The organism is Symbiobacterium terraclitae (assembly GCF_017874315.1).
Classification (GTDB): domain Bacteria; phylum Bacillota; class Sulfobacillia; order Symbiobacteriales; family Symbiobacteriaceae; genus Symbiobacterium; species Symbiobacterium terraclitae.
This window is the reverse complement of record NZ_JAGGLG010000059.1, coordinates 1-3,609: the sequence shown is the minus strand read 5'-3', so window position 1 is coordinate 3,609 and position 3,609 is coordinate 1. Positions and strand designations below refer to the sequence as shown.

The following is a 3,609-nucleotide window of genomic DNA, read 5'->3' as shown; positions in this document are numbered from 1 at the left end:
GCAAGATGGTCGATTGACTACCTGAAAAACCCAATTCGAACGAAAAGGAACGGGGCCGTCCCAGCAGAGCAACCTGCTTTTGGGACGGCCCCCTTCATTCGATCACTGCAGGCCGCAGCGATCCAGCGAGACGACGAAGCCGAGGCCATCCACCCGGGGCAGCGACTCTGACCAGGTGAGGCCGTGCTGGTTGTCCGGGTGGACCGCAACCAGGATGGTGGTGGCGCCGTGCCGGCATGCCTCGGCGGCCGCGGCCTCGGCCAGTTGCCGGCCCAGGCCCCGGTTGCGGTGGTCGGGGTGCACGTAGAACCACTCCGTGCGGTACTTCTGCACGTGATTCAGAATCTGGCGGCAGGGGGTGAGGAGGATCCCGCCGACAGGCCCGTTCTCGTCGAGTGCGGCAAACCCGATGTTGCCCTCTTCCAGCCATGCGCCGGGGGAGGGGACGGGCGTGCCCGCCGTCTCGAGGGCACAGAGGCGCTGGGCCAATGCCAGCGAGTCGACTGCTGCGATCCGGTACATGTTCCTCTCCTTCCGACGAACGAAGCCTCATGGAGTTTACCCCGATTGCTTCCGCCTGTCGACCGCCCTGGGCGACGGTGCAGCCCGACGGCCGGCGACAGACCGCGGGCCGTGCAGGTTATCAGGCTGTCGGGGCCGCGGGCGCGTTCGCCCGCACCTGTGCACAGCCGTGCGGCACCCGAGAGGATCGCGAAGGGTGAGGGCTAAATATTCTACACAAGACTGCGGAACGGGGGAGTGAGCACGGATGCGGACGCGGCTCGCCGTCGCAGCAAGCCAGCTGCGCAGAACGTGGGATCCGGGCCGGCTCGGGTTCGCCACCACCGCCGAGCTCCCCGAACTGGAGGGGCTTGTGGGCCAGGAGCAGGCCGTGCGCGCGCTGGGTTTCGGCCTGTCCCTGCGCAGTCCCGGGTACAACATCTACGTTGCAGGGCCGGCGGGCACGGGCAAGACGAGCTACACCTCCTCGCTGGTCCGCGCCCGGGCAGCAGGTGAACCCCCTGCCCAGGACTGGGTCTACGTACACAACTTCGACCGTCCTGACGAGCCGCTGGCCATCGCGCTGCCGCCCGGCACCGGGACCAGCCTGGTCAAGGCCATGGAGGAGATCATCTCCGATGCGCAGCGCATCGCGGCCCGGGCGATCGCGGGCCCCGAGCATCAGGGCCGCCGCGACGAGCTCCTCCGGGCCGCCCAGCAGCAGACGGAGCAGGCGATGCTGGAGCTGGAGCAGCTGGCCAGCGCCCACGACTTCGGCCTTACGCACACCGACCACGGCATCGTGCCCGTTCCGCTGCGCAACGGGCAGCCGATGACCGGCGAGGAGTTCGACTCGCTCTCCGCCGAGGAGCGGCGGGAGATCACGGCGCGGGCCAAGGAGATCCAGCGGGCCGTGGCGGAGGCCAGCCGTCGGGCCTGGGAGGTCGAGAAGGCGGTACGGGCCGAACTGCAGCGGTTGGACCGCGAGGTCACCGGGGGCGCGCTGAGCCCGATGATCGAGGGGCTCAAGGCGCGGTTCCCGGGGATCCCGGCGCTGGCTGCCTGGCTCAACCGCATGGCGGTTGAGCTGATCGACCCCGCGATCCCGTCCCGCGGGGCGGCGGACGCCGACGCAGATGCCGGACTGCCCCTGCGCCGCCGCCGTCCGGCCGACCCCTTCGCCCGGTTCCGGGTGAACCTGCTCGTCGCGAACGATCCGGCAGGCGGCGCCCCGGTGGTGATTGAGCCGAACCCGACTTACGTGAACCTGTTCGGCAAGGCCGAGTACGTCGCGGAGGACGACGAGCCCGGCAACCGCCACCTGCAGATCAAGGCCGGCGCGGTCCACCGCGCCAATGGCGGCTACCTGATCCTGCAGGCCGCGGACGTGCTGGCCAGCCCGACGGCCTGGGACGCGCTGAAGCGAGCGCTTTCCATGCGCGAGGCCCGCATCGAGGCGCCGGGGGCGGAGAACCGCCTGCTGCCGGTCGCCTTGCTCCGCCCGCAGCCGATCCCGCTCAACCTGAAGGTGATCCTGATCGGCAGCGCCCAACTCTACCACGCGCTCTACGCGGTGGACGAGTCCTTCCGGAAGCAGTTCAAGTTCCGCGCGGAGTTCGAGGTGGCCATGGAGGCCAACGAGCAGAACGTGGCCGGTTATGCCGGCTTCATCGCCAGGGTCTGCCGCCGTGAGCGGCTGCGGGACATGACGGCAGCGGGCGTGGCACAGGTGCTGAGCCACAGCCACCGCCTCAGCGAGGACCAGACCAAGCTTTCGGCTCGGTTCAATGAAGTGGTCGAGGTCATCTACGAGGCGGACGCCTGGGCCGCCCTCGAGGGCAGTCCGGTGGTGGATGCACAGCACGTCCACCAGGCCATCCAGGCCAAGGCCGAGCGCTCATCGCTGCCGGAGCGCCACCTGCTGGAGCAGATCCGCCGGGGGACGCTGCTCATCGACGTCTCGGGGCGGGTCGTGGGCCAGGTGAACGGCCTTACGGTCATGCAGCGGGGCGACTACCGGTTCGGGTCGCCGCGCCGGATCACCGCCCGGGTTTTCATAGGGCAAAAGGGCGTGCTGCACATCGAGCGGGAGGTCGCCCTGTCGGGACAGATCCACGACAAGGGGCTGCTGACGCTGACCGGCTACCTGGGCGACCGCTTCGGCCAGGACAAGCCCCTGGCGTTCTCGGCCTCCATCACATTCGAGCAGTCTTACATGCCCATCGACGGGGACAGCGCCTCCGTGGCCGAACTGATCGCGCTGCTCTCGGCGCTGGCAGACGTCCCCGTCGACCAGTCCATCGCCGTGACGGGATCGGTCAACCAGCGCGGGGAGATCCAGCCGATCGGCGGCGTGAACGAGAAGATCGAAGGCTTTTTCCGGGTCTGCGCCGAGCTGGGGCTGACCGGTCGCCAGGGCGTAGTGATCCCGCGGCAGAACCTCCACAACCTGATGCTGACCGACGACGTGGTCGCTGCCGTCGAGCAGGGCCGCTTCCACGTGTGGGCGATCGACACGATCGAGGAAGGCATCGAGTTGCTGACCGGCCTGCCGGCGGGCGAGCGGGGCGCGGACGGGCGCTACACGGCAGGCAGCCTCTTCGACCGGGTCGACTCCCGCATCCGCCGGCTGGCCCGTCAGTACGCCTACTGGCGGGGTGGCTCGGGCGCGGGCGGTGGGGACTGATCGCCGCAAGATTCCGGATGCGGCCAATGGCGCTTTTGGGGTGTTGACCGGAGTGCGGCGCGCGTCGTAAGATAGCTAACGCCGCCACCGAGCGGCGCAAGTCGAGGGAGCGTGCAGGTGCTCCACCAGAGATTGGTTGTTGACGCGGTGCGCCGCTCTCGGCTAGACTAAGCGTCCGACCCTGCGACAGGGCGGCGCATCACGGACCGCCGGTTCCGCTGGCAAGATCTGAACGGTTGACGCCAGCCCGATGGACGTGGTAAACTGATCAAGCTGTCACTTGACGGCGGCGAGATCTCGAACCTTGAAAACTAGACAGTGCAGAGAGGAAGCCTGCGAGTCGACGACTCCAAGGGAGCCAAGCAAACTTTTCAACGGAGAGTTTGATCCTGGCTCAGGACGAACGCTGGCGGCGTGCCTAA

Annotated in this window: 2 protein-coding genes; one reads left to right on the top strand and one right to left on the bottom strand. The window is 68.5% G+C overall.

All coding sequences use genetic code 11. The annotated features are described in order from the left end of the window. Positions 1–102: 102 nt before the first annotated feature. Positions 103–522 (bottom strand): GNAT family N-acetyltransferase, encoded by a 420-nt coding sequence (locus tag J2Z79_RS18070; RefSeq protein WP_209468300.1) that lies wholly within the window; start codon positions 520–522, stop codon positions 103–105. Positions 523–769: 247 nt separating this feature from the next. On the opposite strand from J2Z79_RS18070, the gene J2Z79_RS18065 reads away from it, so the two are divergent. Further along, a complete protein-coding gene (locus J2Z79_RS18065; RefSeq protein WP_209468299.1) occupies positions 770–3,187 on the top strand; it encodes a Lon protease family protein in 2,418 nt (805 codons plus the stop codon). Positions 3,188–3,609 lie beyond the last annotated feature (422 nt).

Excerpts from the sequence above, each read along its gene's own strand:
- J2Z79_RS18065 (WP_209468299.1), top strand. The coding sequence starts at position 770 with ATGCGGACGCGGCTCGCCGTCGCAGCAAGCCAGCTGCGCAGAACGTGG.
- J2Z79_RS18070 (WP_209468300.1), bottom strand. The coding sequence starts at position 522 with ATGTACCGGATCGCAGCAGTCGACTCGCTGGCATTGGCCCAGCGCCTC.